Source organism: Nonomuraea zeae (assembly GCF_005889725.1).
Classification (GTDB): domain Bacteria; phylum Actinomycetota; class Actinomycetes; order Streptosporangiales; family Streptosporangiaceae; genus Nonomuraea; species Nonomuraea zeae.
This window is the reverse complement of record NZ_VCKX01000601.1, coordinates 1-2,485: the sequence shown is the minus strand read 5'-3', so window position 1 is coordinate 2,485 and position 2,485 is coordinate 1. Positions and strand designations below refer to the sequence as shown.

Sequence of the window (2,485 nt, the reverse complement as noted above, 5' to 3'; positions counted from 1 at the left end):
GAAACGGCCAGGTCTCGCCCGGAAACGGCCAGGTCTCGCCCGGACACAGCCGGATCGCCAGAACCGTCGCTTGCCCGTCGGCCGTAGCCACCCGCCAGCCGATCAACTCCGTCGCCATCCGTCCGCCCGGCTCCGTCGCCACTCGGCCGCTCAGGTCCGCTGCCCCCGGGCCGCTCAGATCCGTCGCCATTCGTCCGTTCGTCCCTGGCGTCATCCGATCGCTCGGAAACTCCGCCATCCTGCCGCGCGGCCACGCCGCGACCGGGCCGTTCTGCCCAGAACCTCCCGCGCACCGCCTCGTCCCCGGTCCCGCCTTCCGCTCCGGGGCCCGACGCGGACCCGCCGGACGCCTCTGGTGAACCGGACGCCTCTGGCGAAAGCGGGTCGCCCACCGACGCCCCAACCGGGCCCGCGCCACCCGCCACCGGGGAGTCCGCAGGGGAGCTGCCCGCAGGGGAACCCATCGCCTTGGAATCGCCCGCAGGAGAGCCCGGCACCTTGGAGCCGCGCCTCACGTGGCCGTCCGCGGGGAAGTCGTGTGCCGCGGGGCCGCCGGTCAGCGATTCGTCCCGCTGCATGCCGGCCGCCACGTCACTGCCCGTCGGAGAGCCGCCGGCCGATGAAGCGCCGGCGATCGGCGGGGCATCCGTCAGCCCGGCGGCTGCTTCCAGCATGCGGTTGGTCGCCCCTGTCAGCGCGACCTGGATCTGCGCGATCGAGTGCCCCGCCGCCTGGAGGCGTTTGACGGCGACCAGCTGCAGCAGGTGCCGCCGCCCGTACCGCGCGATCCTGCCGCGCCTGGTCAGGGGCGGATCCACCAGTCCGATGGTCGTATACCACCTGATCAGCCGCTCTCCGGGCACGTCGCGGACCCGGCCGTTGACCGGCGCGGGCGCGTCGGCGCGCAGCGCCCGCGCCGCGTGCTCGGCCAGCTCGCCGATGGTCCAGGTGTCGTTCATACCTCCACAATGACACTGTCACTATTGCACTGTCAATGACGCAGCGATTGGAAGAAGTACGTCCCGAATGTCGTTGTAAATGGTGAAAAGTCCGACCGACGGGGAGGAATTATCAACATGGCTACGATCACCGGACCACTCTCGGGCGATGCCAAGGACACCGTCGTGGACGCCCTCCAGGGTGCCCTGGTTGATTTGATCGATCTCTCACTGGTCGCCAAGCAGGCGCACTGGAATCTCGTAGGCGCGCACTTCCGCCCGATCCACTTGCAGCTCGACGAGCTCACCGACCTGGCGCGGGCCCACATGGACACCATCGCGGAACGTGCCGTCGCCATCGGCGCCAACCCGGACGGCCGCGTGGCGACGGTCTCCAAGTCCACCAAGCTTCCTCAGCCCGAGGGCGGCTGGCTGGAGGACGGCAAGGTCGTGGCGAGGATCACCGACACGCTGGACGGCATCAGCAAGCGGATGTACGAGCGCATCCGCGCCACCGACGACGCCGACCCGGTCACGCAGGACCTGTTGATCGCCGTGGCGCAGGAGATCGACAAGCAGCACTGGATGTTCCAGGCCCAGCGCTGACGAACCAGCCCGAGCCCGGGTACGACGTACCGTACCCGGGCTCTCGCATGCCGTAAGCGCCACGTAAGAGCTGATCATCTCTTGCCGATCTAGCGTCCCGGAGTATGACTGACCGCACGCAGATCGTCGTGCTCGCCAAGCGGCCCAGGCCCGGGCGCGTGAAGACCCGGCTGACCCCGCCGTACACCCCGGAGGAGGCCGCGGCGCTGGCCGCGTGCGCGCTGGACGACACCTTGGACGCCGTCGCCGCCACCCCTGCGGCCGCCCGCCTGCTGGCCCTCGACGAGGTGGCCGGTCCCGACCTGACCGCCGGCCGCCCGTTCGAGCTGATCGGCCAGCGCGGGGACGGCCTGGACGAACGCCTGGCCTGGGCCTTCCAGGACGCCTACGCGCGGCGCCGCGCGCCCGTCGTGCTCGTCGGCATGGACAGCCCCCAGCTCACCCCCGCCCTCCTGGCGGAGGCCACGGTGGCGCTGGACGATCACGACGCGGTGTTCGGCCCCGCCACCGACGGCGGCTTCTGGCTGCTCGGGCTGCGCCGCCCCGACCCGGCCCGCCTGCTCGGCGTGCCCATGTCCACACCCGGCACCGGCGCCGCCCAGTTGCGCCGCCTGCGCGGGCTGTCGGTCGCGATGCTGCCGCGCCTCACGGACGTGGACGACGAGGCAAGCGCCCGCGAGGTCGCCGGCCAGGCTCCCCACACCCGCTTCGCCGCAGCTCTGTCCCGGCTCGGCGCGGGAGCGGCAAGGTGAGCGGGCGGTCACGCCCCCGTTGGCGCCGGGGCTTGTCCGTGCACGCGCGTCTCGGCGCGGCCCGGACCACTCCGAGGGGTGGGGATCGGGCCGTGCACGCGCGTCTCGATGCGGCGCGGACTCCGAGGGGTGGTGATCGGGCCGTGCGCATCCGACCCGCCGCGGCCCGAATCCAGGCGGGTGCGGGGG

The 2,485-nt window shown here is 72.2% G+C and carries 3 protein-coding genes; 2 read left to right on the top strand and 1 reads right to left on the bottom strand.

Features of this window, described 5'->3' with window-relative positions:
- Positions 1-959: MerR family transcriptional regulator (locus tag ETD85_RS61630; protein ID WP_138698992.1), on the bottom strand; the 959-nt coding region annotated here is incomplete at its 3' end.
- A 117-nt stretch (positions 960-1,076) separates the two neighbouring features.
- On the opposite strand from ETD85_RS61630, the gene ETD85_RS61625 reads away from it, so the two are divergent.
- Together ETD85_RS61625 and ETD85_RS61620 are read left to right on the top strand one after the other, a co-directional pair.
- Positions 1,077-1,544, top strand: coding sequence for a Dps family protein (locus ETD85_RS61625; RefSeq protein WP_138698991.1), 468 nt, complete (start codon positions 1,077-1,079; stop codon positions 1,542-1,544).
- Between the two features lie 104 nt (positions 1,545-1,648).
- A complete protein-coding gene (locus tag ETD85_RS61620; protein WP_138698990.1) occupies positions 1,649-2,296 on the top strand; it encodes a TIGR04282 family arsenosugar biosynthesis glycosyltransferase in 648 nt (215 codons plus the stop codon).
- Positions 2,297-2,485 lie beyond the last annotated feature (189 nt).